This is a genomic window from Leptospira sp. B5-022 (assembly GCF_000347035.1).
Taxonomy (GTDB): Bacteria; Spirochaetota; Leptospiria; order Leptospirales; family Leptospiraceae; genus Leptospira_B; species Leptospira_B cinconiae.
Window position 1 is genome coordinate 194,203 of the sequence record NZ_ANIJ01000047.1, and the last position, 24,858, is coordinate 219,060.

Sequence of the window (24,858 nt, forward strand, 5' to 3'; positions counted from 1 at the left end):
GGATTAGATTTGGAAATAAAAAAATCATTCCGAAACATATAGGACGCAAAAAAGGGAGAAAATTCCCATAAAACCGGAAATACACGGGCAAAATGGGTAGAAGTTCCGCTTGTTTGTGAAATTCCGTCCGAAATTCTCCCAAACCAGGATTAGGCTTTCGGCGAGCGGTTTTTGAAAAACGGTTTTCGGATCTGCCAGGGATCCTAATATTGATAAAAAATTTCCAGAGGTCATCGTATGAAATATATAAAAAATATAATGTTATTATCGATTGCAGTTTTTGCTTTAGTGAATTGTTCCAAATCTCCCGAACAGAAAATTATGGAATTAGGACCTAGGTTCCAATTAGCATTTTGTTCTAAGGTAATCGAATGTGGAAAAGAAGAGATAGAAAAGATCCCTCCTAAATACAGGAACACTCTTCCCGCATTTCTACAATCTCAAGAGGCTTGTGTTACTTTTTTTAAGGAAAATTTCGATCAGGCACGAGAACAAAGAAAAGCCAAAAGAGAAGAAGCCACTCCCGAAATGGCCCAAGAATTCGAGAACTGCGTATCGGCTTTAGAAAAATCCACTTGCGATATGTTCCAAAGAGAAAAATCAAAACAATTAGGTGTGCCTGGCTGCGAAGGACTTCGTAAGATCGCCCAACCGGAAATTCCTTAATTAACGGCGACCTTTTCCTTTTCGGTAAAAGACCAGTACACATAAAGTATAGTCGTCAAAATTCCAAGTGCGACCATTTGTCCTAGGTGAACGGTGGTTGCATATACCAATCCTTCCGAACTTTCCCTTCCTAATAAAACGAATCCCGATGTGATGGAAGCATGATACACTCCGGCTCCGGATGGTGCGGAAGGTACCATTACACCCACGGCACCGCAGAACATGATAAATACGGTCTCTAAGGGGCTTAAATGGATCCCGACCAAGTATTGCAAAAGAGTATAATGGATCGCATAACCGAAAAGCCATGTGCCGGCTGTTAAGACTCCATAACTGGAAACATTACGAAAAGTTAAAAAACTTCCGAGTTCAGCGACCTGTGGCGCTAATTTTTCCGAGAAAAATTCCTTCTTCCTGATTCTGGAAAATAAAAATTCTCCCAAGGAAATCAGTTGTTTATGGAATAAACGGACGATAACAAGCGCGGAAAATATTCCGAAGATTCCTAATAAAGGAAATAGGATCTTTGTTTCGGACCCATTCACTCCTAAAACAAAAAGGGCGCCAAGGCCAGCGCAAAATATGAAGGAGAAGTCCAACACCTTTTCTAAAAAAATACCGCTAACCAAACTTCCGTAACCGATATTTTCTCCTTTTTTGCAAAGATAGAGACGAAATATATCCCCACCTCTTGCAGGCAAAAATTGGTTGGCTCCGACTCCTATGTACGCGGAAAGAAGTGCAGTCTTAAACGGGACTTTTTTGTTTAAAAGTAAATACCATCTCCAGGAGAACAGAAGTAATCCCCAAAGAATGGCGACAAAGAACGGAAATAAGTAGATTGGCTGCCATCTTTCTAAAATGGAAGCAAAACCGGAAAGATCCAGGTTCCAAAATAAAAAACCCAGAGATAAAGCGCTAATCCCGAACCCGACTAATAATTTTTTCAAAATAGATCCTCGCTACAGATCAACCTGGAGGCCATTTCATTTGTCTTCCACCCAGTATATGGAAATGAAGATGGAAAACCGTTTGACCGCCGAGTAAGCCCATATTGTTTACGATCCGGAAACCTTCCTTATTAAGCCCTAAGGATCTTGCGATCTCGGTGGCTCTAAATAAAATTTCTCCCAGAAGCGCTTTGTCTTCCGCTCCGGTTTTGTCGATGTCCACGATATGTTTTTTAGGAATGACCAGGATATGGACGGGTGCCTGAGGAGCAATATCATGAAAAGCTAATAAATTCTCGTCCTCAAAAACGATCTTAGCAGGGATCTCTTTGTTGATCAGTCTACAAAATATGCACGAATCTGTCATGACCTATTATCCAAACATAAACTTGCGGCTCCCAGAGCACCGGTGACCGATTTTCCCGGAAGAATCTTTACGTATTCTTTGAATATGGGAAATATGATTTCTTTCACCCTGTTTTCAAGTCGTTTTCCGAAAAAGGGATAGGACTTGGCTATCCCTCCGGATAATACGATATGTTCGGGATTGAACAAATGGATCAGATTACGCATGAGTTGCGCCAAACATTCTAATCCTTCTTCCAAGATCTCATTCGCTTCCTTATGATTTTTGGAAGCCAGGTCGAAAAGAGTTTCGATATCGGGAAGTTTGGATCCTGTTTTTTCTAAAAATCTGGAAGAGAATCCGCTCGCACTAAAATAAGCTTCCGCACATCCTCTTTGCCCGCACCCACAAAGCGCTCCACCCGGATGGATGGTAGTATGACCTACTTCCATGGAATTTCCAAGATATCCGTCGAACAATTTTCCTTCGAAGACCCATCCTCCGCCGAGCCCCGTTCCAAGGGTAAGAACGATTAGATTCGGTGAAGCTTTACCTTCTCCGAACCAATACTCTCCGAGCGCCGCACAGTTTGCGTCATTATCGTAATATACCGGAATGTTGAACTTCTTCCTTAAAAAATCGACTAATGGAACATTTTTTAATAAGGGAAGATTAGCGGAAGAGATCAATATTCCGTTTTCTTTATCTATAGGCCCGGGACTCCCGAGTCCGATCCCTGTCACCGGATCTTTGGATTCGGAGATCAGTTCGGAGATCTGTTCTTCTAAAGTAGATAAAAATAGTTTAGAATCCGTTTCCGGTCCGGTCTTTCGATCGGAATGGGAAATTATTTTGCCCAATTCGTTGGTAAGGCATGCCTTGATACTTTGGGCGCCGATATCTACGCCTATGATGGAACTCATTTAACGACTCTGGTAAAACTTCCTTCTCTCATTTCGTAGATCGTTTTAGCGTCGAATGCCAGATTCATATCGTGGGTCACGAGTAGGATCGTGAGTCCTCTCGAATTAAAATCTGAGAGAAGTTTACGTACTAATTCGCTGTTTTCCGGATCCAAGTCGCCGGATGGTTCGTCCGCAAGAAGTATTTCAGGCTCATTGATAAGTGCTCTCGCTATCGCCGTCATCTGGATCTGACCGCCGGAAAGACTACTTGGAAGTTGATTGCGTATCGTATGAAGATTCAAACTGGAGATCAGATACTCACATTTTTCTCTATATTCCTGTTCTTCGAATTTTCCTACGAGTAATGCAGGTAGAAGGATATTCTCTTCCACACTTAGATGAGAGACCAGTTCCGAAAATTGGAAGATCAATCCTATGTTTTTCGCTCTGAATCGAGCAAGTTCCCCTTTGGTCATGGAGGAAAGTTTTAATGTATCAAAATAGATCTCTCCGGAACTACTGGTCAACATTCCTGTGATCATGGAAAGTAGTGTGGTCTTTCCGGAACCGGAAGGTCCTACGATCGCGACATAGTCGGATTGGTTGATATCGAAGGAGATCCCATTGACCGCCTTAGTGGAACCGTATTGCCTGGAGAGATTATTAATCCTAAGGATCATTTTCCCCTCCGGATCGATCTGTATGGATCAACCAAGGTGTATAAATAGGCTACAAGTGCGCTGACTCCGCCGATTAGAATGGCTTCCGAACCAAAACTTGTGATATAGTCCAAAGGAGAGATTAATTCGGACTTTCCGATAGGGATAAAAACGCTTAAAATGAACGAAAGTAAGAACCCGATCCCATGAATGATCCAGAGTTCCACGGTTTGAAGGAGGATAACCCCTTGGCGGTTTCCCCCCACAGCCATCATAATTCCGTTATCCCCGGAACGAGTCATCACCCGAACTATGCTCATAAAAATTAAAGCAAGGCCACAAAGAGATAAAACCAAGTACGGAGAATTCAGAAATAGATCGATACTAGAAACGTCCGTGGGTCTTTTTTCCGTACGAAGGGAGAAAATTCCGAACAAAAATCCGTAGGCAAAAAACGTCGAGAATACGACGTGCAAAAAGCTGGTGATCGAGTCCCGGAGGAAGAGGGAAAATGCAAACCTCAGGTAAGTGATTCTTCCCATCGGGAGCAGGATATTGAAAACGTTTGATTTTATCCAACATTTATTTAGTTAATAGCAGAAATTCCGAAAAATGATCTTTGTAATTCTCGTAGCAGCTGGAATCATCCTGATCGTCGCGGCAGGTTCGTTTCTCATTCAGTCCAAAAAGGATTCGTTTGAGAAAGCTCTGGCTTTGGCGGCTATGGGAAATTACGTCGACTCTCGGATCCTCATCCGAGACATTCTTGATTCCAATCCATCTAACACCAGGGCCCATTTTATCATGGCGAAAATTTACGCCATGGAGGGCGATTATAATAACGAAGCGAAACATCTCGATAAGATCAAAAAGATCGGGAACTTCGATAAGGAAATTTCGGAGGTAGCGGTTTCCAATCGGATTGCTGATATATATTACCAACAAGATCTATTTGAAGAGGCCGTATTCCATTATTCGGATACTCTTTCCGTAGACCCGGATAATTTAGAAGCTTGTATCCGGATCGGCTTTATGGCGATCGGCCAAAAAGAATTCGGGATCGCAGATAAATTTCTTTCCAGGATCCCGGATGAGAAGATCAAAATGCCTGCCTTACTCTTAGCAAAGGGAGTGGTTGCAGGGATCTTACGAAAAGGAGATCCAAGGACGTATTTCCAAAAAGCATACGAAGAGGATCCAACGTCTTCCGTAGGGGGATTTTTATACGCTATCTCTCTGTCCAGAGCGGGAGAACATGACGAGGCAATCCGTGTAGCAAACTCTGTAGTTGATGTTGTCACAGACGAGTATGTTCGTTACACATTATTCCAATTTATCATGTTGGAATTCATACTAAAAGAGAATTGGAACGAGGCATTAAAGCACGCCCGACTTTGTATGGAAATCGCAAGGAATAACGGATGGAAACAGGAGATGATAGACTCCGATTTCCATTTCTCCCTTGTGGCTGTTAAGATGGGGAGATTGGAAGACGCTAGCGAGTATCTGATCGAAGCGGAATCCGAAAGAGTGGACGACGATCGGATCATAGAGCTCGCAAATTATAAGTACCAAGTAGAAACCAAAAGATTGGAACTTGGTAAGGTTTCCAAGAGCGGATTCAGTCCGGATCAAGAGCTTGGAAAATTATTCACGGAACTATTTCCGGTGGAACGTTATTATGAGATCTCGGGTTTAAAATCTTCCAAGTCCTTCCATATCAAAGGGATCATAGACGAAGAAGGAAATAAGATCGTAATCGACGTAAACAAGATCGGGATCAGCGCCATGGATCATTACAGATCCTTAAAGGGTGTGGATTTCAAAAATCTATGCGTAAAAGTTGTGCTCGCATTGAATTACACCGTGAGTCGGGAGATCCCAAACAAAGAAGGGGATGGGGTTAATTTCCAAGGCCTAAATAAAACGGATAAGGAAACGAGAGCTCTTTTTAAATTCAGGAAATGGAAGGACGCTAAAATTTCGGATATATTCTTAAGGGATACTTTAGGCCAGGTAAAAGATCTCGGCCTGGACAAGGCCTTTGTTGTCGGTGATGCGGATTTTACGGAAGGTGCCCGTAGGTTTTTAGCCGATAATCCGTCCAGACTCTCCGTACTCTACGGAAAAGACTTAGAAGAACTTTTAAAAAAGGCGCTTAAATCCCAAGGTTAACGGAACCTTCGGTCTTATTACGGGTCTCAATAATGTTCCATCCATCTTTCAACGGATCCGTTTTGTTCAGAGGACTATTACTTCTAATCTTATTACAAATTTCTTGCGCGACAGGAGGGGAATTTGCTCTTTCTGCTAAGCGAAGTCCGGAAATCCCTCCCAATATCGTCAAAGGAAAAGTTTTTTTAGCAGGACATACCGGAGAACATTCCAAGGATACGGAAGAGATCCTGAAATTGATAAAACGTCTTGTTTCAGGAACGATCGCAAGAGACTTGGATTTTTTACCGGAGATCGTATCGGGAAAAGAAGGGATCTTTCTGGACATAAAAGGGAATCGGACCAGAGAACAACTTATCCAAGAGCTTTCTACTCCAGATAATTATTTTCGCATATACTTCTTCGATAGAGAACTATTAGAAAAACAGAAGAACTCGAAAGAAGTAAGAACAGTTAGGGATCTGTTACTTTCTTCCGAAGGAATAGAGGTCGATTTTTATTACGAGAGCAAGAGTGCTTGCGAGTTGAAACTCAAGTTTAAAGAGAACCAAAAATTAGAAAGAGAGCTCATCAATCCGTATTTTATAAAGCAGGACGGAAAATGGTATTTATTCCGGCTTTTTTAAAATGAAATCTTCTAAAAAGGCAAACGGACTTGCGGTACCAGGGCGTGATATTGAAATAGCCATAAGGAAAGAGGATGCGAGACTTCCAATCGGAACACGAACAAGATATACTCGATAAAACTTCCGATAAAAAAAACAGAAGTTGGATCCTTCTTTCTATTTTTGCAGCGTCCGCGTTCTTATTCCCCTTCGGGACCCTGGTCTTTCCGGAAACGATCCCTTTTGAAACGACTAGCGAAGATAAAAAGGGAAGTTCAATCTATAAATCCAACCAAACTACCGATACGGCCAGCGCCTCGACAAGTGCGGCCCCGAATTCCGGAAAGGTCATAGATTGGGATGTGGATCGTTTGACTGAATATGCGATTTCCAATAACCCTCTGTATTTATCCGAAAAACAAAATATGGGGATCGAAAGAGGACGGGTGATCACCGCTTCCTTATATCGAAATCCGGTCATTCAATTCCAGCAACAGTTCATCGGTGGAACTCCTAACTCCCAGGGGGGAAGTCCTGAGACCGCACCCGGAATGTACCAAGAAGTGGACGTGTATGGGGTCGTACCTCTTAGGACCAGAGTGGCCAAAAAATCATTCGAAGCATCCATCCAGGATTTCAGGAATTTCGACCGTATTTTCCGAATGAGACTCCGCCAAAATTATTGGGCATTCGTATTTCTCACCCTTTTAGTGGACACCAACAAGGAATTCTACGAAAATTACAGCGATCTTTTGGAACTCACAAAGTTTAGAGTGCAGAAAGGGGATATCTCTCCTTTGGAATTCGAACGTTTGGAGTTGGAAAGGATACAGGTAGAAAAATTCTACCGTGATGCGATCGTTCGCAGACAAGTTATCGAAAAAGACTTACGCATTCTCACCGGTTTATCGGAAGAAGAAGGTGTATTCGCATTCAAAGTGGATTCCATGAAATTCAGGCCATTGGAAGAAATGGGACTTCATTTAAAAGAGGACTTTCCTTCCATAGAACGCCCTGACGTAACCGCCTTGGAACAAAGACTCCAAGAGAAGAAGATGAATATAGAACTGCAAAGAAGGGAGTCCTTCGGCTGGTTGCAATTAGGCGGAGAATGGAGAGTCAAAGGTGGGGAAAATTATGGAGGAGTATTCGCCTCCATACCTATTCCTTTAAATGATAGAGGTCAAGGAAAAGTATATTCCGCAAAAGAAGAATATAGAAAATTCGAATTGGCCCTGGACGCAAAAAAAAGGGAAGTAATCGCCGAGATAGAAGCCGCAAAAAAAGAACTCTTGGCGAGAGAGGAACTTTTAACCAAATACGAAAGGATCAACTTGCTCCAAAAGAACAAACAATTGGAAGAGAAGTCCAGAATAGCATATGTCCGCGGCGCCTCCGATCAAGTAACCTTCCTCCAAGCGGAAAAAAATTACCTCACTATCCTTAGGGAATATTACGATTTATTGTATTTATATTTTAACGCGGTGGAAAACTACAAGGCCGCAACCGGAAAAATCGCGGAAATTTCTTCTGCAAACAAGGCGAAGGGAGAATGAAAATGAAACTATTATTCCAAAAATATAAAGTTCTGATCGTTTTAGCCTTGGGGATCACGATCGTATTTTTCGGGTTCAAATACTTTTCCAAAAAGAAACCCGAAAAAAAGATCACGGAAGAGAACAAAAGTATATTCACGGTCCCGGAAGACGTATTACGAAGACATCCTCTCACTTACGTCGGTTTAAAAGAAGTCTCTCAATTCGAAGAACTGGCATTGCCCGGTAGGATTACTTACGATCCGGAAAGTATGGCAAAGGTTGGCTCTCAGGTCGAAGCCAGGATCAAAAAAGTTTTAGTCAAAGAAGGAGATCGAGTGAGCCAAGGATCACCTTTGGCGATTCTTTCCTCCATCCAATTGGGAGAAGTGGAAGCCGCTTACGTTAAAGCAAGGGCTTCCTTGGATGCATTAAAAATGCAAGCGGATCGTGCTAAGGAACTTTTTGAAATGAAAGTTACTTCTGCAAAAGAATACGAGTTCGCCACCATGCAATATAAAACCGCAAAAACGGAAGTGGAGACCACTCGTATAAAACTGGACAATTACGGTCTAACCCCTTCCGAAATAGAAGGAATCGAAAGAGGGATCTATGTTTCTTCCAACTTGATCCTGAGAAGTCCTATCAACGGAGAAGTTACGGAAAGAAAAGCCATCCTAGGGCAACAGGTGACTCGTAACGAAGAACTATTTACGATCGCAAACTTAAGTCATCTTTGGGTCTTACTGGACGTGTATGAAAAGGATCTAGGCGGGGTGAAAGAAGGCGCTCAGGCTACCATCTTCCCTCTAGGAGACGAACACAGCAGTGTTCAGATATTAGGGAAAGTGGCTTACGTAGGAACGGTTTTGGATAGCGTAAAACGTACTGCGAAACTCAGGATCATGGTCTCCAATAAAGGAAATAAATTAAAGCCTGGTCAAACGGTTACTGCAAAAGTAGCCGGCCTTGTGGTAAGCACCGGAGGCGGAAAACGTAAGATGATCCCTCTAGAAGCTGTCCATGAGATAGAAGGAAAATTTTTCGTATTCATTCCTCGTGGAGAAGGTAATTTCGAAGCGGTTAGCGTAGTTGTAGGGGACACGATAGAAGACGATATTATCATCTTAGGTGGACTTCCGGACGGCGCCGAAGTCGTTTCGAAAGGTTCATTCGTGCTCAAAAGCGAATTTATGAAGTTTTAGATCTGTTACCAAAAAAGTACTTGCACAACATTTATTCACTAATAACTTGTTAAGCATGAAAGATCTAACGGAAAAGCAACTCGCAGTTTTACATTTTATTACCAATGTGATCAAAGAAAGGGGCTTTCCACCGACGATCCGAGAGATTGGAGATGAGTTTGGGATCACTGCAAAAGGTGCTTACGATCACCTGAAAGCCATCGAGAAAAAAGGATACCTCAAGACCTCCAAAAATCAATCCAGAGCTATAGAGCTTACCCGCCAAAGTCCATTCGAAAGTTTACCGGTTCCTACCCCAAGTATCCCGCTCTTAGGTAGAGTAGCCGCCGGACTCCCCATCCTGGCCGAAGAAAATATCGAAGCGTATATCCCAGTTCCGGAAGAGATGGCCTCCAAAGGGATTACGTTCGCTTTGAAAGTGCAAGGGGATTCCATGATAGAAGCTGGGATCAACGACGGAGACGTGGCAATTATCCAGAAAAAGGATATAGCCAGAAATGGGGAGATCGTTGTGGCGCTGATCGAGGACGAGGCGACTTTAAAAGTTTATTTTAAAGAAGCGGATCATATTCGTCTGGAAGCTAGAAATCCAAAATACAAACCCATTCGTAGTAAGAAAGTAACCATCGTAGGAAAGTTGATCGGTCTTTATCGTACCTATTGACCAACACTTCGGATTTCGGAGTTGACATTAGCCCTTGAGAGAGGAAAGATTTTGAAAGAGTGAACTATCTTTCCTTTTTCCGCGTATTCGCGGCCTTCTTCCTTTTATTTCTATTATTCGATTGTGCCTCCCGAAAAAAAGAGATCGGTGACAGGGACTTAAAACTTGTACTTGAATATCTGACCGAGGCCCGCCTTGCGGAAAGATTGAATTACACCTCCGAACAATCCATTCGAAAGGATCCCGAAATTTTGGAAGCTGCCTGCGAGAGATATCAACTAGATAAGGATTCCGTAATGGAACAAATTCGAATCAAATATCCGAAGACATACTTCGCATTGGTCGGCAAAAATGAAGAATAAGGAAAGATTCGCCTGGGCCGCTTTGGTTCTGATCCTATTTACCACACTCGTATTCCGACCGGTACAAGCAAAAGCGGTTTCCGAAACCGCCGAAAAATACCTGCAATTATTCCATGAAGTTTTCGGACTCATGCAAAACGGTTATGTGGAAACCGTAGATGAGGAAAAAGCGTTCTTAGGTGCGATCAAAGGAATGTTGGGATCTTTGGGAGATCCTCATTCTACTTTTTTGGAAGAAGAAGAATACAGACAGATGCGGGAAGAAACTCGCGGATCTTTCGGTGGAGTCGGAATGGAAGTGGCTTATACCGACGGAGCTATTGTAGTAGTCTCTCCTATCGAAGACACTCCTGCAATGAAAGCAGGGATCTTGCCTCAAGATAGGATCATCGAGATAGACGGAAAAAGTACGGCAAATTTGGGCTATGCAGAAGGGATCAGACTCATGCGTGGAAAGCCGGGAAGTTCCGTAAGTATCAAGGTGGAAAGGAAAAATATCAAAGAACCTTTACAATTCACTTTAGTACGCGAAAATATTAAAATACGTTATGTTCGTTCTTTCTTTTTTGAAAAGGAAAAAGTGGGTTATCTCCGTTTGAACCAATTTATGGGAGAAAACACATTAGAAGAATTTAAAAAACATCTAAAGTCTCTCGCGGATAAAAAATCGGAAGGACTGATCGTCGACCTGAGAATGAACCCCGGGGGTTTATTGCCCTTATCTGTTGCATTGTCCGATATTTTTCTTCCGGAAGGATTGGATATAGTTTCCGTGAAAGGAAGAGGAGGGGAACTTGCCGACGTTTCCAAGTCCACAAACAAGGGAGACAAATATACTTCCATACCTTTGGTCGTTTTAATCAACGAAGGTTCCGCATCCGCATCCGAAATTTTTGCGGGAGCCATCCAGGACCATAAAAGAGGAAAAATTGTAGGGGTTACGTCTTTTGGAAAAGGTTCCGTTCAGATCGTGTATCCGCTTTCTTTCGGAATGGCCGTAAAGCTCACCGTCCAAAAATATTATACTCCTTCCGGTAAATCTCTTCATGGAAAAGGAATACAGCCCGATGTGACTGTAAAAGGAATAGAACCGAACGAAGACGATCGTTTTTATCTCAGAAAAATGAGCGAGAAAAAGTTACTCGATCAACTTGTTTCCAAGTATCCGGATTATAATGAGCAGAATTTCGTAAATTTCGAAAAGGCACTGAAAGAGCATGGGATCAAACTTAGTTCAGATGTCGCAAAAGCGGTTTATAAAAATAAAACCCAAGCGGAAAAAGACAGAACTATGACCGATTTGGAATTGGATCCACAATTGAAAAAAGCGGTGGATCTACTTTCTTCCAAATCTTAAAACTATGATCGGTCTTGGAATAGAGACTAGCTGCGATGAAACTAGTCTTGCTATCGTAAAAAACGGGAAAGAATTACTTTCCCTTAAAATTTTCAGTCAGATAGATCTGCATAAACCTTTTCGAGGTATTGTTCCGGAGATCGCGTCTCGCGCTCATCTGGAAAAGATCAATCCTTTACTTTCGGAAGTTTTGGAAGAATCCGGACTGAAACTTTCCGATCTGGACTACGTTGCCGTGACTAGATCTCCCGGTTTGACAGGTTCCCTTATGATCGGGGCACAATTAGCTAGGTCCATCCACGCGGTGTACGGAACGCCTATCGTTCCCCTTTGTCATTTGCAGGCTCACTTCGCGGTATTACATTTAGAAGGAGTGGAGCCCGTCTTTCCGGTGTTAGGTTTACTTCTTTCCGGCGGGAATTCCGCAATCTTTAAGATCCCACATTTCGGCAAAATGGAAGTGGTGGGAGATACGATGGACGACGCTTTGGGAGAGGCATTCGATAAGGTGGCCGGCCTATTGTCCTTGCCTTATCCGGGCGGACCTCCGATCGAAAAAGAAGCATCTAAGTATGTCCCTAGTCCTAAGGAAAAAGATCTTTTGCCTCCTTTGCTTAGGAACCTAGAGCAGGATCGAGTGGCGTTTTCTTTTTCCGGCTTAAAAACTGCGGTCTCTCATTTAATCGCGAAACAACCGGAACTTTCCACTCAGGCGGTATGTTATCATTTCCAAAAGACGGCTTTCGAGCTTGTGGAAAGAAATTTAAAACGTGCAGTCTCCATTACCGGGATCAAAAGGATCCTGGCAGGAGGAGGGGTCTTGGCGAATTCCACACTTCGTAACAGATTATCCCAATTCGCGGAAAAAAATTCCCTGGAATTTTTTTCTCCCCAAAAAAAGATCTACTGCACGGATAATGGCGCCATGGTTGCCGCCCTCGGTTATTATCTGTTTCAGCAGGGATATTCTAAGAGTTTGGACTTTACCGTAAGTCCGGTAAGGCAGGAGACCTATATATGAATCGCAGGCTACATTGGATTCCAAATATGATCACTCTCGGAAACTTAAGTATGGGATTCGTTTCCATATTGATCGCTTCCGAGGCCACAGGGAACGGACCTCAATCCTATATACTCTCCGGATTTTTTATCTTACTCGCAGCGATCTGCGACGGATTGGATGGAATGGTGGCAAGAGCATTGGATGCAACGAGTGAACTCGGCGCCGATCTGGACAGCCTTGCGGATCTCACCGCTTTCGGTATCGCACCCGGATTCCTTTTTTATAATATGGTTTTGGGAGAATACAAAGTGGACGTATTCGGAAAAGAGGATCTTTTCCCGATCGGAATGTTGATCGCGGCGATTTTCCCTGCTTGCGCCGCATATAGATTAGCAAGATTTAATGTGGCTCATGATCCTTCTTCTTTTACCGGATTACCTTCTCCGATCGCAGGAATTACGATCGGATTTCTTCCGATCTTTTTAGGGAAAGATCATACTCTTCCTCATTGGCTCGGAATCCCTTTGTTTATACTGATCGCTTTTTTGATGGTTTCTAATATTCGTTATGGAAAACCTCAGGTGGCAATTCGTTCCAAACTGTCTCCGTTACGCGCCGGTTTGATGCTTGGCGCCGCTTTGATCGCCTTGTTCTTCGTGGGTTTTGCTCGTTGGCCTTGGCTTGTGTATGGATTGATCTGTCTATATATCTTCTCCGGGATTTTGACTTTCCTCATCCATATTCTGCAAGAGTTGAGAGTCAAACTGGACTAAAAATTTTTATTAAACATTAAGTTTTTATAAAGGAGAAGCAATCGAATGGGCGCTTCTCCTTTATATTTGTAATATGCCGTTGGTGCTTAATCGAAGAGCGGAATATACATCTGAAATCTCATACTTAAACCGTCTCCTTTGCCTTCCTTCTCTCGAGTGTGGCGGATATGGATCGCAAAGTAAGGATGAAAGATCCTCAAGAAAGAATAAAAAGATTTATCCGTTACGACTAGTCCGGTTTCCTCCGGGGTGATGGATTCTTCTGCGAATGCTGGGAGTAAATTTTTTTCTTCCGCGTAGATCAGGCTAGAATAGATCTTCCAATTTTTACCGATAGAGATTTGTAATCCTGCTTCGGTCAGTCTATCTCCGTTTTTTCTCCACTCCTGTCCGATCTCCCATCTCCAAAATTTTCTCTGATAGGATAGATATAAACCCTTTCCCCAAACCCAGGAAGAATGATCCGAAAAATGATAAGCCCTGGCTTGAGCAAGGATCGCAAACCAAGGAAATTCTATTATTTCCATCCTGCCTAAAGCGGATTGTGCGGAATAGATCTCTTTGCCGTCCGAAGAATATCGACTGGATTCCGCAAATTGTAATCTTCTATAAGCAGCCGGTTCCCAGACGAATCTGAAAATTTCCGCTTTTTCTTCCGGGTCTGTTCTTTCCGAAAGTTGGAATAATTGTTCCGCTCTTCCTCTAAATCCTGAGGCAAATATTCTTTTATCCTTCTCCTTATCCGACCAAGAGGCGGATACGATCCCTTGCAGATCCGTTTTGGTCCCGAAAATTTCAGTTCGAAACCAGTAAGTTTTCTTTTCCGATTTTCTTTCTTCGGAAGAAGGAAATTCAAAAAGCATAAATCCTTCCTTCGTTTGGGGAGAATACGCGAGTTCCAAATAATTTTTATACGGTTTGAAGAAGAAGCCCGGCTGTTTGCCCGCTGAGTTCTCCGCATAATACGTTCCTAATATACTTTCCTTAAATTTTAGACCTAAAAATCCTGTTCTTACAGTCGGTTGTTCTAAAAACCAGAAGGATGAAAAATCGAATTTTTCCCTTAAAAAGAAAAAATGATTGAGAGGCCTAAACCGATTTCCGTAAGAAAGATATATATTATTATTTTCGAATTGATAAGAACCTAAGTAAGTTTCCCCTCTTTTTTCTAAAAATACCTTATGTTTTGGACAATCCGCATTCGGAAAGATAAAGAAAAAATCTTTTAAACAGACTTCTCCCCTAAACCAGACAGTCTCTTGTCTTTTTGTATAATACCTGGAATCGTATCCGGAAAAGGAAACTCCTGTGGAAAAAGGAGAAGGATTACTTTCCGCAAATAGAATATTCGAAAAAAGAAATAATAGAAGAAGGGATCTTTTCATTCAAAAACCCCTTTTGGTGCGGATCAGTTTTTTGATTTTATTTCTTTTCGATTCCGGAGTTGAATCCAGATAGGCCTTGAATTTTTCAGCAGGTCCCTTGGAAAGTGAAGAAATGAAAATGGATTCTTGTAAGGAAAATCCAAATCTTAAAAGTTCTTCCGTTTCGAGAGAAGGGTATATATTCGTTCTTTCGACGGGAATTTGCGATGTAGTTGCCGATTCGGGACCTTCTTCTTTTTTATAAAATGGAGAATATCCGAGTCCAACAATTCCGAGCGGATCTTTCCGGGATTCAAATCCTTCGATTTGTCCTAGAAATCCTTCCCAGTTCCAGTAAACCCCGATAGAGATCCTATCTTCCGGATCTGAAGAGCTGCTTTGGATCCTTTCGAGTCCTAAACCGATCCTAAATTCCGTGTCTCGAGAAGAGTTGAGTAATACTCCTAAGGAATTTTCTTCCCGGTCCTTTCTTCCGAAAAGATCCCAACTCAGTTTGGAGTTATAGATCCCTAGTGAAGTAAAATAAGAAGAAGGCTCAAAACCTCCCGTTCCGAACCTGACTCTAAAGCCGAAATTTTTATTTAGCTCTACTTGATAAGCTAAGGAAACTGTTTCGAAAAATTTCCCTTCTTTGTTCCGGCCGCTGCGAACATAGGAGAGCCTATATTCTTCTTTGGATTCGAATGAGAATGGGAGCTGGAGTGAAATTCCGGAGAGCGGAACTTCTTCTTTTCCATATATTCCAAAAAAGGATATTTCCCCTCCGTTCCACCAAGGTCGGAACCAGATTTCTGCCGGTATGTTTCGATCGGACCCGAAAACAAACGTACTGGGGAGAAGAAGGATGGCTAAATAGGGGAACCTCATTCCCGAGACGGGTCAAATATTGTCAGTGACGAGTGCGATTTTTACGGGACCGGTCTATTTTTTCCCAAAGAAAATCCGGTTCGAGGTCCGGATTTGTCCGGGTCAGAAGTAGAATGGATCTTGTGATGGAGAGAGTTCCGGGCAGAAGTTTGGAAATTTCTCTAAAAAAATACAGTAAACGCTTGACGGTTGCTATAAATGCGTATAGTATATTAATAACCGTTTAGTAGATTATTGGTGGTAAAATTTCAATTTATGTCGTCTAACTAGGCGAGGGAGAGAAAGTTATGATGATTCGATCTCTACAAGATTCAGGTGCTTACGAGAGAAACCGTAAAGGTCTCGCTGGAGCAGGGTTCGATTGGAGGGAAAAAGTTCGTTCTTCTGAACCGAACTCTAAGACCTTCGCGGATTATTTGGAAGAATCCTTCCAAGGGGACTTGGTCCAGGACGGAAATTGGTTCTCTGAAACTCTTTCCGAGCTGAGCAAGAAGAACCTGAGAAAAATTTAAACTTGGCTGAGCGCTGGGGCTCAGGCCCTGATCCTAGGTCTCGTATCTTTCACGATGCGGAAAGTCTAGAGGATTGGGAGCTGATTGCCGTTCTTTTGGGCAAAGGAAGCAGAGGCCTTCCTGTCGAAGATCTCAGCCGAGATATTCTAAAAACATCCCGAGGACTGGGAGGACTTCTCTCATCCAATATTCCTAGAAATTTCCGCATCAACGGATTGGGTAGGGCAAAAATTTCTACCTTACTCGCCGCTTTAGAGCTTGCTAAAAGACTCAAATACAAATCGATCCGAATGACGGGTTATAACCCGGCCACACTTTCTTCTTATTTGCAGGGCTTATTCTCCCCTTTAAAAAGAGAATGTTTTGTTTTAGCTACCATTTCTCCTGCAGGTGATCTTTTAAGAGTTGAGATCGTTTCCAAAGGGAGTTTGGAAGAAGTGGGAGTTCTTCCCAGGGATTTAGTCCGGATCGTACTGAACGACGAAGCTTCTCAAGCGATACTGGCCCATAACCATCCAGGTATGATCTGTTATCCCAGCCAAGAGGATTGGGAAGTTTACTTTCACCTAAAGGATCTGCTGGGTAATTTGGATGTAGAGCTCTTGGACCATTGGATTTTTGGAATTGACGGGATCTTTTCCTGCAAACAATCTACTCGACTAGAAGGGAACTGATCTATTTCTCCTCTTAAATTCCAATCCTAGGTTATAGATGACCTCTTTCGTTTTTTTGCGTAATCTCAGAATTTTATCGGTTCTTGTAAGAAGGGATTATGCTTTGCAGTATGCAGGTTCCGCATTGGGCCTGACATGGATGTTCCTACAGAACGTAAGTCTTATTCTAATTTATACGGTCGTATTCTATTTTATAGGCTTCAGATCTCAGGGCGAAAATTCCATAGAATATTTTTCTAATGTACTTAGCGGGCTTCTGTTTTGGATCCCTTTGCAGGAATATTTGATCCGAGGTACAGGAATTCTCACGGACAATAGACAGTTGATCAAAAGATCTCCGTTGGGTCCCGAAATTTTTCTTTGGATCCCTTTTGTTCAGTTTTTACTGCATTGGATTGTGACTTCTATCCCGATCTTTCTATTTTTGGCATGGGCAGGTAAACTTGGGATATGGAGTTTACCTCTTTCTTTTCTTTCTATGTTTTGCACAGGATTATTTTTGGCCTGTCTCCAAAGTTACTTGGCAAGAGTGAATATTATTCTAAGAGATATTTCTCCTTTAGTGAGATTATTGACCCAGTTTCTATTTTGGGGATTACCTATTCTCTATGAGTCCAAAGGTATTTTAGGGAAATTGAATGTGTTTAATCCGTTTTTCTTTCCTCTGGAAGTTTTTCGTTCCGCCTTACTTGTCGGATACGAGCCGAAAGTAGGGACCTTGGACTTTCTTCCTTTTTTTGTGATTTTTTTGGGGATCTTTTTTTTGAGCCGTACTAAATTAAATCAGATAGTGTTGGATCACCTTTGATCAGGATTGAGAATATTTCCAAAACTTACCAAGGTTATAGTAAACCTTGGAATCGACTCTTGAGCGCGATAACCTTCGGTTATTTCGGATTGGACGTAAAATATAAGGCGCTGGACGGGATCTCTTTTTCTGCGGAGAAGGGAGAAGTGATCGGAATTATCGGTCGTAACGGTGCGGGTAAATCCACCTTATTGAAACTACTGACCGGAGTTTCCAAACCGGATACCGGAAAATTGGAAAAAAAAGGAACTGTTCGGTCCATCCTGGAACTGGGAGTGGGTTTTAATCCGGAACTTTCCGGGGAAGAAAACTTATACTATAACGGTTTGGTCTGGGGCTTAGATCCTGAGGAACTGATACGATCCTCCGAGGAAATTTTTCTTTTTTCCGGTTTGTCCGAATTTCGCAAAAGCCCTTTAAAAAATTATTCTTCCGGAATGACAATGAGATTGGGTTTTGCGCTCGCGACTGCAAAACGTCCTGACATCCTGATAGTGGACGAAGCTTTAGCGGTTGGTGATGCAAGCTTCCAACAGAAAAGTTTAAACAGATTCCGTAAATTCTCCGAAGAAGGAACTCTGACCTTGATCGTAAGTCATGATCTGGAACTTTTAAAATCAGTTTGCACGCGGCTTCTCGTATTAGAAAGAGGAAAACTAGTATTCGATGGAGATCCGATAGACGGCTTTAGGGAGTATATGCAGATCATCGCATCTTCGTCTTTAGAAGGAAACACTAAGATCCAGGATAAGGATTCTTTGGTCGAGTCTCTGGATGTGGAGATCCAATACGCCGGCAAATCCAATCCTTCTATCCTGCCTGTAGGTGCGGAAGTTCTCTTGAGAGTAGGAGCGACATTCCGTTCTTCTATTGAGGATCTAACGGTCGGTTTTCATATCGATGATCATAGAGGGATCCGTGTTTTCGGAACGAATACATTCCATATAGGCGGACGACAAAAAAATCTAAAACCTAAGGAACCGGTTCGGATCGATTTCCGTTTTCCGATGAATCTTTCTCCAGGCAAATACTCCTTAGGGATCGCATTACATTCGGGGGAAAGTCATGCGGAAGGTTCCTATCTTTGGAAGGATGGGGTTTTACAATTCGAGCTGGAAAGATTGGACGTCCCTAAATTTGAAGGTGCAGCTTGGATACCGGTCAAAGTGGAGGCGAAAAAAGGGGATTTTTCCGGATAAATTCCTTCCCAGCCTCCCCTTTGAAAGGATTCTGGTTTCCGTATGAAAGTTTGCGTAATTGGAAGCGGCTATGTGGGCCTTGTGGCCGGGGCCTGCTTTGCGGAATATGGAAATCATGTAATCTGCGTGGATAAGGACTCTAAAAAAATAGAGGACTTGAAAAAAGGAATCATACCTATATATGAACCTGGTTTGTCCGAATTGGTTTTGAACAACCATAAGGAAAATCGATTGGGTTTCAGCACTTCCATCCAAGAAGGTGTGGAAGGCTCCGAAATCATTTTTATCGCAGTTGGAACTCCAACATCCGAGGATGGCTCCGCGGATCTAAGCGCTGTATTCGCAGTGGCTGAACAGATCGGAAAATCCATCAACGGTTATAAGGTAATTGTGGATAAATCCACTGTTCCTGTAGGAACCGCCGCCAAGGTAAAAGAAATTATTTCTAAAAACACCAAACATGAATTCGATGTCGTGTCCAACCCTGAATTCCTGAAAGAAGGCGCTGCAATCGACGACTTCATGAAACCTGAAAGGGTTGTGATCGGTGCAGACAGCGAAAGAGCTGGAGAGCTTGTCGCGCAACTTTATGCTCCATTTGTACTGAACGGAAATCCTATCATCAAAATGGGAACCGTTTCTGCGGAGCTTACTAAATATGCATGTAACGCATTCTTAGCCACTAAGATCTCTTTTGCGAACGAGATCGCGAACCTATGCGAAACCGTGGGCGCTGATTACGAAGATGTGCGGAAAGGAATGGGAACCGATTCCAGGATCGGCCGCCAATTCTTATATGCAGGTATCGGTTACGGGGGATCTTGTTTTCCTAAAGACGTTCGTGCATTGATCCGAACTTCGGAAAATTTCTCTTCTTCTTTGAGAATTATTAGAGAAGTAGAAAGAGTGAACGAGGATCAGAAGGTCCGTTTATTCACCAAAATTGAGAACTTCTTCGGGAAAGGCCAGATCAAAGGAAAAACTTTCGCAGTCTGGGGACTTGCGTTCAAGCCTGGCACAGACGACATGAGAGAAGCTCCTTCCATACCTCTATTATTAAAATTGTATGAAGAAGGTGCAAAGATCAAAGCATTCGATCCGGTCGCGAAAGAAACTTCCGAGTATTATTTCAAAGATAAGATAGAATATGCGAAAGATGCGTATGACGCGTTAGAAGGAGCAGATGCGCTCCTTCTTCTTACCGAATGGAGAGAGTTCAGAGAACCTGATTTTTCCAGAATAAAAAAATTAATGAAAGGCCATGTGATCTTTGACGGTAGAAACCAATATCGTCCGGATCATATGAAAAAAGAAGGATTCAAATACTTCTCCATAGGTAAACAAGCGGTCTAAAGTCTCTTCCGAAACTGAAGTTATCGGTAAATGTATAATCCCGGACTTCAGGAGCAAAGCGACTATAGTCGATTTAATAAGTCCTGGATCTCTTTTTTTTCCTCCGGATCAGAGCTGAGTTCCAGGGCTTTTTTCAGATCTTCTTTCGCTTCCGGTTTTTTGCCGAGAGAAGAGTAAGCCCCCCCTCGATAAAACAATGCTGCCTTGGAATGTCCCGTCGGAAACTTGTCCAAATATAAAGAAAACGTTTTGATCGCTTTTTCCCAGTTTTTCAATTCCGAAAAGCTGAGACCTAAATTAAACAGTGCCTTGTGTTTGTTTTCGGGCATTCTTGGATCTTCGGATGCGAACGATCTATAAAAATAATCCGCTGCCTTTTTGAATTCTTTGGCTTCGAAATAATATTCGCCTGCTTTCAAAAGAAGAAGATTGTTTTCGGGGTCTTTTTCCAAGTCGGCAAGAAGGCTAACTTCTTTATCACGTTTTGAATATGCGGATCGTAAAGTTCTGATCACCATTTTATGATCCGGCATTCCTGCGATCTTTTCCGTAAGACTTCCGTTCTTATCCAAAAATAAGAGTGTGGGATATCCGGTGACACCGTACTTTTTCTTTAAGTTAGGGAATCTATCCCCGTCCAAAGAAAGAAGTACAAACTTGGACATTTCCTGTTTCACCTCTTTTTTAGGGTAAATTTCCTTCTTAAGGGTTTTGCAGTATCCGCACCAATCCGCGTATACATCTATAAAAATGGGCCTTCCTTCCTTCTTTGCCTTATTAAAGGCGGTCTCCACGGAAGTCTCCCAAACCTCAGCAGTCATTTCGGATGTGAATATTAGGAGAAGTAGTGCAAGGAAGTATCGGATCTTTGAAAAAGGGACCATGATTCTTATCTCTTCGACCTTTTTTTCTCCGTTTCGTTTTTAAGGAAACGCGGAAATACGGAATTTTTTGTTTACCGTCAAGAATAGGCCTTAATATTCGAAGTATCTCCGGTGGTAATAATGGACTTCCTGCTTCAGTTAGAGCAAATCCTTAAAAAAAGAAAAGAAGAACTTCCCGAAAAATCCTATACAGCAGACCTCTTCCGAGGCGGCGTAGATCGTATCCTTAAAAAAGTAGGGGAAGAAGCTGGAGAAGTGATTATCGCCGCAAAAAATGCGGATAAAAAAGAACTCACTCACGAATCCGCGGATTTACTTTTTCATTTGCAAGTCCTTCTTGTGGAAAGAGGTCTTTCTCTTTCCGACATAGTGGAAGAACTTAAAAAAAGACATTCCTAATCGATCTTTAAACCTGTAGTTTTGTCCCACATTCAGGACAAAATTTTGCTCCGAAAATTTCTATTTTAAATCCACAGTTATGACAGAACTTTCCGCCGAGTTGAGGTTTGGCGGATGTTTCCGTTTTAGAGGAAACATTGGCGCCTTGGCTGATCATTTTGTCCTGCTCTTCCAATTCTTTTACTAAACCGGAAGAGATGGATCTGAATTCAGTCTCAGTCAATTTTCCGGTATCGAATTCTATTTTTAGATCTTTCAGGTTATCCAGAAGAACGTCCCTTCTGTCGAATAACTCCGAACTTTTAGGATCCGTCTCGTACGGAATATGTTTTGCGAACATACTCACGTAAACGAACGGAGCTGCGATGATGGCGACTAAAAGTATATAAAAGAAAATTAATAAAAAATCCATTATTTCTGTTTCTCCTCTATTTCGGAGATGTATTTATCGAAAGAGGAATGATTTTCCGATTCCGTTGCGATTGCCGCCTTAGGAGCGGTTCTTCTTTTTAAATATAGATAGATAAGAAGTATCCCGAATGCAGCAGCGGCAGCTATACTGAAATCGATCCAGGAAGAATCGGGTTTTGCCAGGATATCGGGACCGAAACCCATGATAACTCCTTGCGCCATTCCCTGATTGCCAGTTTCGATAAACTTTGCAATGATCGGATCGGAAATCACATCTTGACCGAATCCGTGGATCATTTTGTCCACGATCACATCCGCAGATTCTCCCGCTCGGATCCTGTTCTCAATGAACAGTTTCAGTTTTGCGGAAACTGTACAATTATTGAAAGAACAACTTTTGATCGCGATAGAAGGGATACAAATACATCGGATCCTTTCCGTCACATTATGGAATGTGCGTATCTGTTCCTGATCCGTTAGATTCGTAAAAGTGGAATCCGCATGGACCGCGCCGGCCCAAACGGATAATCCGAAAAAAAGAATTATAATTTTCTTATATAGATTAGGAGTGACTAAAACTTTCATTTTTTATCCTCTCCTATCGGCAATAGGATCAGTAGTCCGGATAAGAAGAACATCAAAGATCCCGCCCAGATGAATTTTACCATCGGATTGATCCAAACTTCCAAGTTTGCTACGATCTGGTTCGGGAATTTCAGATATTTTGCGGCCTTGATCGCAGGATCTCTCGTAAAAAAGAAGTCCAAGAACATTCCGGGTAGATCCGGATTCTCATCCGAAAGATCCGCATGTTCGATCGCTCCCAATTGGATATAAAGATCTTCTTTCGGAGTAGAGGAAATGGACGGTTCGCTTGTAGGGATATGAGTCTCGAAGTCCCCACTCAAATGGGAGATCTGGGGATAATATCTTCTTTCAGTGACCATGGTATCGAAATCTTTTAATTGTTTTTTGACTTCGAAGGTTGCTTCGTGAGAAACGATCACATTCCTATGATTGACGCCTGCTTCCGGATCTCCGTTTATGATCGGTTTAATCTTAAGAGTGTTCGCGCTTATCGTATAATCTCCTAAAATTGCAGTATCATCGCTTGTATAGATGAGTTCATTCGTAGGGGAAAATCTCAAGAAATAGAAAAACTTAACGGAGGTGTTCTGTTTGAATGCGTTTCCTGCAAGACCGATAAACAGGATCACCATGGACAAGTGAACTAAATATCCGCCGTATCTTCTTTTGTTTTTGAGAAGCATTCGGAATCCGGCTTGAAGGTAATTTTCTCCCTGGATAGCGGACCTTCTCGCTTGGATACCGTTATGATATTCTTGTGCGATCCCGGCTATCGTGAATATTCCGAGCCCAACAGTGAGAACGCTATAAACTTCTCCAAGAACGTCGCCTAGGCTATAATCGCTGATCGAAAAATTACTTCTGTAGTATAGGATATAGATCCCTGCACCAATCACTCCCGCAATCAGAGGTTTTAATAATGTGGTAAAAAATATCTGGTCTGCGCCTTTTCTCCATGCGAGTAGAGGAGCCGCTCCCATTAATAGAATGAGTAGAATTCCCGCAGGAACTCCCCATGAGTTGAACCAAGGCGCCTTGTATTCTACTCCGGACAATAAAGGAGAGAATACTCCTAATAAAATGGACAGTGTTGCGATCACCAAAAGGAAATTGTTCAATAAGAAACTTCCTTCTTTGGAAGTGATCGCCTCTAAGTTCCTTTCCGGTTTAAGTCTATCTTTCCTATATATTAAAATTCCGAGATAGAATAGGAAGCTTGCTCCGATAAAAACTATAAACGGGGTTCCGATGCTGGATTTGGAAAACGAATGTGGTCCTTCTAAAACTCCGCTTCGAGTGATCCAGGTGCCAAGTAAGCAGAAATGGAATGCCAGAATGATCAGAAGCATATTCCAAAATTTTAACATTCCTCTTCGTTCCTGGATAATCATGGAATGAAGGAATGCCGTGGATAAAAGCCAAGGCATCAAACTTGCGTTCTCTACCGGGTCCCAGGCCCAATAACCGCCCCATCCTAATTCTTCGTAAGCCCATTTGGAACCCAAGAGGATTCCCGTTCCTAAGAAAAACCAAGAGAAGATACTCCATCTTCTTACGAATCTGAACCAGTTCTCGGATAATTGTCCGGTAATTAATGCGGAAGAAGCGATCGCGAACGGAATCGCAAAACTCACATATCCTATATACAAGATAGGAGGATGAATGATCATCGCCCAGTGTTGTAGTAGTGGATTTAATCCTCTCCCTGCGACCGCAGCGGGTTGGAATTCACGGAACGGTTGTGCATCGGGAAAAAAGATCGCCAGGAACGAAAAAAAACATGCGATTACCGCTAAAGAAAGATGCATTACCGGGATTCTTTCGTTTAATAGATCCTTTGTTTGCCAAAGAACGATAAATGTAAATCCGGAGAGAAGTAAATTCCAGAAGAGAAGTGAACCGGAAGATCCGGACCAAACGGAAGTGATCTTATAGAATAAAGGAAGATGTTCGCTGGAATGCATCGCAACGTAATAGTTGGATAGATCCGTTCTCATGAGTTGGACGACCAACACAATAAAAGCCAAAAGAATGACCGCAAAATTGGCCATCAAAGTATAACGGCCTAATTCTAATGCTCTGGAATCGTTCTTAAAAATTCCGTAGCCGGTTTGGATAATGGAAAATAATAGGATAGAGAAGGAGGAGATGAGACAAACTGCGCCTAAATCGTTCATTGTTCTTCTTCTTTATAACCTGCTTCGTATTTGGAGGCACATTTTGCTTCTACCTTATCTGCGACTAGGACTCCGTTTTTCCAGACTCCGTCCACTCGAGCTCTTGTACCTTCTTTAAATGCGTCCGGCAATAATGTAGCTCCCGTAAAAAAAACAGGCACTTCTTTTTCGTTTAGTTGGAGAACAAACTTGGCAGTTTTTCCTTCACGGATCACTGAACCCAATTTTACGAATCCTCTTACTCTTAAGAGATCATCCGGTTCGTATTTAGCTGGATTCGCCGCAAGATCGGATGCATCCAATAGAGTATAAGAAGTTTCTTTAGAGGAGAAGAAGGCGATTGTCCCTAAGGAAAGTGCGATGATACTCGCAAGTACGGTAAATTTCACGTTCATA

General features: G+C 42.4%; 28 protein-coding genes. 16 read left to right on the forward strand and 12 right to left on the reverse strand.

Going from position 1 to position 24,858, the window contains the following annotated elements:
- The first annotated feature begins 237 nt into the window (after positions 1–237).
- Positions 238–666, forward strand: a complete 429-nt coding sequence (locus LEP1GSC192_RS17120; protein WP_020771311.1) for a hypothetical protein — start codon at positions 238–240, stop codon at positions 664–666.
- On the opposite strand, the gene LEP1GSC192_RS17125 is transcribed toward LEP1GSC192_RS17120, so the two are convergent.
- From LEP1GSC192_RS17125 to LEP1GSC192_RS17145, 5 genes are read right to left on the reverse strand one after another with little or no spacing between them, the layout of a single operon-like run.
- Positions 663–1,616: a lysylphosphatidylglycerol synthase transmembrane domain-containing protein gene (locus tag LEP1GSC192_RS17125; RefSeq protein ID WP_020771232.1), complete on the reverse strand. Its 954-nt coding sequence runs from the start codon at positions 1,614–1,616 to the stop codon at positions 663–665. The genes LEP1GSC192_RS17120 and LEP1GSC192_RS17125 overlap by 4 nt on opposite strands.
- A 19-nt stretch (positions 1,617–1,635) precedes the next feature.
- Entirely contained in the window at positions 1,636–1,983 is a 348-nt protein-coding gene (locus tag LEP1GSC192_RS17130) for a histidine triad nucleotide-binding protein (RefSeq protein ID WP_020771192.1), read from the reverse strand.
- The gene (locus LEP1GSC192_RS17135) at positions 1,980–2,885 is read right to left on the reverse strand and encodes an ROK family protein (RefSeq protein ID WP_020771520.1); all 906 of its coding nucleotides are present in this window, start codon (positions 2,883–2,885) and stop codon (positions 1,980–1,982) included. Before LEP1GSC192_RS17135 ends, LEP1GSC192_RS17130 begins: the two co-directional genes overlap by 4 nt.
- Positions 2,882–3,547, reverse strand: a complete 666-nt coding sequence (locus tag LEP1GSC192_RS17140; RefSeq protein ID WP_020771412.1) for an ABC transporter ATP-binding protein — start codon at positions 3,545–3,547, stop codon at positions 2,882–2,884. Before LEP1GSC192_RS17140 ends, LEP1GSC192_RS17135 begins: the two co-directional genes overlap by 4 nt.
- Positions 3,544–4,068: an efflux ABC transporter permease gene (locus LEP1GSC192_RS17145; RefSeq protein WP_020771289.1), complete on the reverse strand. Its 525-nt coding sequence runs from the start codon at positions 4,066–4,068 to the stop codon at positions 3,544–3,546. Before LEP1GSC192_RS17145 ends, LEP1GSC192_RS17140 begins: the two co-directional genes overlap by 4 nt.
- A gap of 70 nt (positions 4,069–4,138) precedes the next feature.
- On the opposite strand from LEP1GSC192_RS17145, the gene LEP1GSC192_RS17150 reads away from it, so the two are divergent.
- From LEP1GSC192_RS17150 to pssA, 9 genes are all read left to right on the forward strand, one after another.
- On the forward strand, positions 4,139–5,701 hold the full coding sequence (locus LEP1GSC192_RS17150) for a lipopolysaccharide assembly protein LapB (protein WP_020771305.1): 1,563 nt from the start codon (positions 4,139–4,141) through the stop codon (positions 5,699–5,701).
- 32 nt (positions 5,702–5,733) lie between these two features.
- Entirely contained in the window at positions 5,734–6,327 is a 594-nt protein-coding gene (locus tag LEP1GSC192_RS17155; RefSeq protein WP_020771438.1) for a hypothetical protein, read from the forward strand.
- A 74-nt stretch (positions 6,328–6,401) separates the two neighbouring features.
- Positions 6,402–7,862 carry a TolC family protein gene (locus LEP1GSC192_RS17160; RefSeq protein ID WP_020771369.1) on the forward strand — a complete coding sequence of 487 codons (1,461 nt, stop codon included), beginning with the start codon at positions 6,402–6,404 and terminating at the stop codon, positions 7,860–7,862.
- Between the two features lie 2 nt (positions 7,863–7,864).
- Positions 7,865–9,046, forward strand: a complete 1,182-nt coding sequence (locus LEP1GSC192_RS17165) for an efflux RND transporter periplasmic adaptor subunit (RefSeq protein ID WP_020771227.1) — start codon at positions 7,865–7,867, stop codon at positions 9,044–9,046.
- Between the two features lie 55 nt (positions 9,047–9,101).
- Complete coding sequence (lexA, locus tag LEP1GSC192_RS17170) at positions 9,102–9,710, forward strand: transcriptional repressor LexA (RefSeq protein ID WP_020771443.1); 609 nt, start codon at positions 9,102–9,104, stop codon at positions 9,708–9,710.
- Positions 9,711–9,769: 59 nt separating this feature from the next.
- Entirely contained in the window at positions 9,770–10,072 is a 303-nt protein-coding gene (locus LEP1GSC192_RS17175; RefSeq protein ID WP_020771425.1) for a hypothetical protein, read from the forward strand.
- Positions 10,062–11,429 (forward strand): S41 family peptidase, encoded by a 1,368-nt coding sequence (locus tag LEP1GSC192_RS17180; protein WP_020771529.1) that lies wholly within the window; start codon positions 10,062–10,064, stop codon positions 11,427–11,429. Before LEP1GSC192_RS17175 ends, LEP1GSC192_RS17180 begins: the two co-directional genes overlap by 11 nt.
- 4 nt (positions 11,430–11,433) lie before the next feature.
- The gene (tsaD, locus tag LEP1GSC192_RS17185) at positions 11,434–12,450 is read left to right on the forward strand and encodes a tRNA (adenosine(37)-N6)-threonylcarbamoyltransferase complex transferase subunit TsaD (protein WP_020771153.1); all 1,017 of its coding nucleotides are present in this window, start codon (positions 11,434–11,436) and stop codon (positions 12,448–12,450) included.
- Positions 12,447–13,205 (forward strand): CDP-diacylglycerol--serine O-phosphatidyltransferase, encoded by a 759-nt coding sequence (gene pssA, locus LEP1GSC192_RS17190; protein WP_036090824.1) that lies wholly within the window; start codon positions 12,447–12,449, stop codon positions 13,203–13,205. Before tsaD ends, pssA begins: the two co-directional genes overlap by 4 nt.
- Before the next feature lie 86 nt (positions 13,206–13,291).
- Here pssA and LEP1GSC192_RS17195 read toward each other — a convergent pair whose 3' ends face one another.
- Complete coding sequence (locus LEP1GSC192_RS17195; protein ID WP_020771271.1) at positions 13,292–14,590, reverse strand: hypothetical protein; 1,299 nt, start codon at positions 14,588–14,590, stop codon at positions 13,292–13,294.
- Positions 14,591–15,457 (reverse strand): hypothetical protein, encoded by an 867-nt coding sequence (locus tag LEP1GSC192_RS17200; protein ID WP_020771148.1) that lies wholly within the window; start codon positions 15,455–15,457, stop codon positions 14,591–14,593.
- A 287-nt stretch (positions 15,458–15,744) separates the two neighbouring features.
- On the opposite strand from LEP1GSC192_RS17200, the gene LEP1GSC192_RS17210 reads away from it, so the two are divergent.
- The 5 genes from LEP1GSC192_RS17210 to LEP1GSC192_RS17230 are packed head-to-tail and all read left to right on the forward strand — an operon-like array spanning position 15,745 to position 20,003.
- The gene (locus tag LEP1GSC192_RS17210; protein ID WP_010515858.1) at positions 15,745–15,969 is read left to right on the forward strand and encodes a hypothetical protein; all 225 of its coding nucleotides are present in this window, start codon (positions 15,745–15,747) and stop codon (positions 15,967–15,969) included.
- 2 nt (positions 15,970–15,971) lie between these two features.
- Positions 15,972–16,643 carry a RadC family protein gene (locus LEP1GSC192_RS17215; protein ID WP_020771294.1) on the forward strand — a complete coding sequence of 224 codons (672 nt, stop codon included), beginning with the start codon at positions 15,972–15,974 and terminating at the stop codon, positions 16,641–16,643.
- A 37-nt stretch (positions 16,644–16,680) separates the two neighbouring features.
- Complete coding sequence (locus tag LEP1GSC192_RS17220; protein ID WP_020771324.1) at positions 16,681–17,451, forward strand: ABC transporter permease; 771 nt, start codon at positions 16,681–16,683, stop codon at positions 17,449–17,451.
- Positions 17,448–18,650: an ABC transporter ATP-binding protein gene (locus LEP1GSC192_RS17225; RefSeq protein ID WP_020771492.1), complete on the forward strand. Its 1,203-nt coding sequence runs from the start codon at positions 17,448–17,450 to the stop codon at positions 18,648–18,650. The genes LEP1GSC192_RS17220 and LEP1GSC192_RS17225 overlap by 4 nt, the downstream gene beginning before the upstream one ends.
- Positions 18,651–18,692: 42 nt before the next feature.
- On the forward strand, positions 18,693–20,003 hold the full coding sequence (locus LEP1GSC192_RS17230; protein WP_020771200.1) for a UDP-glucose/GDP-mannose dehydrogenase family protein: 1,311 nt from the start codon (positions 18,693–18,695) through the stop codon (positions 20,001–20,003).
- 62 nt (positions 20,004–20,065) lie between these two features.
- Here LEP1GSC192_RS17230 and LEP1GSC192_RS17235 read toward each other — a convergent pair whose 3' ends face one another.
- Positions 20,066–20,887 carry a thioredoxin family protein gene (locus LEP1GSC192_RS17235; protein ID WP_020771375.1) on the reverse strand — a complete coding sequence of 274 codons (822 nt, stop codon included), beginning with the start codon at positions 20,885–20,887 and terminating at the stop codon, positions 20,066–20,068.
- A gap of 120 nt (positions 20,888–21,007) precedes the next feature.
- Between LEP1GSC192_RS17235 and hisE the strand changes: the two genes are divergently transcribed.
- Positions 21,008–21,286: a phosphoribosyl-ATP diphosphatase gene (hisE, locus tag LEP1GSC192_RS17240; protein WP_008593771.1), complete on the forward strand. Its 279-nt coding sequence runs from the start codon at positions 21,008–21,010 to the stop codon at positions 21,284–21,286.
- 7 nt (positions 21,287–21,293) lie between these two features.
- On the opposite strand, the gene LEP1GSC192_RS17245 is transcribed toward hisE, so the two are convergent.
- From LEP1GSC192_RS17245 to LEP1GSC192_RS17260, 4 genes are read right to left on the reverse strand one after another with little or no spacing between them, the layout of a single operon-like run.
- The gene (locus LEP1GSC192_RS17245) at positions 21,294–21,698 is read right to left on the reverse strand and encodes a zinc ribbon domain-containing protein (RefSeq protein ID WP_020771482.1); all 405 of its coding nucleotides are present in this window, start codon (positions 21,696–21,698) and stop codon (positions 21,294–21,296) included.
- Positions 21,698–22,282: a cytochrome c-type biogenesis protein CcmH gene (locus tag LEP1GSC192_RS17250; RefSeq protein ID WP_020771247.1), complete on the reverse strand. Its 585-nt coding sequence runs from the start codon at positions 22,280–22,282 to the stop codon at positions 21,698–21,700. Before LEP1GSC192_RS17250 ends, LEP1GSC192_RS17245 begins: the two co-directional genes overlap by 1 nt.
- Complete coding sequence (locus tag LEP1GSC192_RS17255) at positions 22,279–24,462, reverse strand: heme lyase CcmF/NrfE family subunit (protein ID WP_020771111.1); 2,184 nt, start codon at positions 24,460–24,462, stop codon at positions 22,279–22,281. The genes LEP1GSC192_RS17250 and LEP1GSC192_RS17255 overlap by 4 nt, the downstream gene beginning before the upstream one ends.
- Positions 24,459–24,857, reverse strand: a complete 399-nt coding sequence (locus tag LEP1GSC192_RS17260; RefSeq protein WP_020771251.1) for a cytochrome c maturation protein CcmE — start codon at positions 24,855–24,857, stop codon at positions 24,459–24,461. The genes LEP1GSC192_RS17255 and LEP1GSC192_RS17260 overlap by 4 nt, the downstream gene beginning before the upstream one ends.
- Between the last annotated feature and the right edge of the window lies 1 nt (position 24,858).

Coding starts and splice junctions, on each gene's coding strand:
- LEP1GSC192_RS17120 (WP_020771311.1), top strand. CDS start 238: ATGAAATATATAAAAAATATAATGTTATTATCGATTGCAGTTTTTGCT.
- lexA (WP_020771443.1), top strand. CDS start 9,102: ATGAAAGATCTAACGGAAAAGCAACTCGCAGTTTTACATTTTATTACC.
- LEP1GSC192_RS17220 (WP_020771324.1), top strand. CDS start 16,681: ATGACCTCTTTCGTTTTTTTGCGTAATCTCAGAATTTTATCGGTTCTT.
- LEP1GSC192_RS17210 (WP_010515858.1), top strand. CDS start 15,745: ATGATGATTCGATCTCTACAAGATTCAGGTGCTTACGAGAGAAACCGT.
- LEP1GSC192_RS17235 (WP_020771375.1), bottom strand. CDS start 20,887: ATGGTCCCTTTTTCAAAGATCCGATACTTCCTTGCACTACTTCTCCTA.
- LEP1GSC192_RS17255 (WP_020771111.1), bottom strand. CDS start 24,462: ATGAACGATTTAGGCGCAGTTTGTCTCATCTCCTCCTTCTCTATCCTA.
- LEP1GSC192_RS17130 (WP_020771192.1), bottom strand. CDS start 1,983: ATGACAGATTCGTGCATATTTTGTAGACTGATCAACAAAGAGATCCCT.
- LEP1GSC192_RS17135 (WP_020771520.1), bottom strand. CDS start 2,885: ATGAGTTCCATCATAGGCGTAGATATCGGCGCCCAAAGTATCAAGGCA.
- LEP1GSC192_RS17200 (WP_020771148.1), bottom strand. CDS start 15,457: ATGAGGTTCCCCTATTTAGCCATCCTTCTTCTCCCCAGTACGTTTGTT.
- hisE (WP_008593771.1), top strand. CDS start 21,008: ATGGACTTCCTGCTTCAGTTAGAGCAAATCCTTAAAAAAAGAAAAGAA.
- LEP1GSC192_RS17165 (WP_020771227.1), top strand. CDS start 7,865: ATGAAACTATTATTCCAAAAATATAAAGTTCTGATCGTTTTAGCCTTG.
- LEP1GSC192_RS17250 (WP_020771247.1), bottom strand. CDS start 22,282: ATGAAAGTTTTAGTCACTCCTAATCTATATAAGAAAATTATAATTCTT.
- LEP1GSC192_RS17155 (WP_020771438.1), top strand. CDS start 5,734: ATGTTCCATCCATCTTTCAACGGATCCGTTTTGTTCAGAGGACTATTA.
- tsaD (WP_020771153.1), top strand. CDS start 11,434: ATGATCGGTCTTGGAATAGAGACTAGCTGCGATGAAACTAGTCTTGCT.
- LEP1GSC192_RS17145 (WP_020771289.1), bottom strand. CDS start 4,068: ATGGGAAGAATCACTTACCTGAGGTTTGCATTTTCCCTCTTCCTCCGG.
- LEP1GSC192_RS17160 (WP_020771369.1), top strand. CDS start 6,402: ATGCGAGACTTCCAATCGGAACACGAACAAGATATACTCGATAAAACT.
- LEP1GSC192_RS17180 (WP_020771529.1), top strand. CDS start 10,062: ATGAAGAATAAGGAAAGATTCGCCTGGGCCGCTTTGGTTCTGATCCTA.
- LEP1GSC192_RS17260 (WP_020771251.1), bottom strand. CDS start 24,857: ATGAACGTGAAATTTACCGTACTTGCGAGTATCATCGCACTTTCCTTA.
- LEP1GSC192_RS17195 (WP_020771271.1), bottom strand. CDS start 14,590: ATGAAAAGATCCCTTCTTCTATTATTTCTTTTTTCGAATATTCTATTT.
- LEP1GSC192_RS17245 (WP_020771482.1), bottom strand. CDS start 21,698: ATGGATTTTTTATTAATTTTCTTTTATATACTTTTAGTCGCCATCATC.
- LEP1GSC192_RS17230 (WP_020771200.1), top strand. CDS start 18,693: ATGAAAGTTTGCGTAATTGGAAGCGGCTATGTGGGCCTTGTGGCCGGG.
- LEP1GSC192_RS17140 (WP_020771412.1), bottom strand. CDS start 3,547: ATGATCCTTAGGATTAATAATCTCTCCAGGCAATACGGTTCCACTAAG.
- LEP1GSC192_RS17150 (WP_020771305.1), top strand. CDS start 4,139: ATGATCTTTGTAATTCTCGTAGCAGCTGGAATCATCCTGATCGTCGCG.
- pssA (WP_036090824.1), top strand. CDS start 12,447: ATGAATCGCAGGCTACATTGGATTCCAAATATGATCACTCTCGGAAAC.